This is a genomic window from Tamlana crocina (assembly GCF_012037625.1).
Genome location: NZ_JAAVJS010000878.1, coordinates 1 through 281 on the forward strand (window position 1 = coordinate 1; position 281 = coordinate 281).

1 rRNA gene is annotated in these 281 nt (G+C 46.6%); it reads right to left on the reverse strand.

What is annotated here, in order from left to right:
* Nucleotides 1-281, reverse strand: a 16S ribosomal RNA gene (locus HC176_RS19365); the annotation flags it as partial.

Genomic DNA, 281 nt, shown 5'->3' on the forward strand with positions numbered 1-281 from the left:
GCCTTCGCAATCGGTATTCTATGTAATATCTATGCATTTCACCGCTACACTACATATTCTAACCACTTCATAACTACTCAAGGTTAACAGTATCAATGGCAATTCTACAGTTGAGCTGCAGACTTTCACCACTGACTTATTAACCCGCCTACGGACCCTTTAAACCCAATGATTCCGGATAACGCTTGGATCCTCCGTATTACCGCGGCTGCTGGCACGGAGTTAGCCGATCCTTATTCATACGGTACCGTCAAGCCCCCACACGTGGGAGTGTTTCTTCC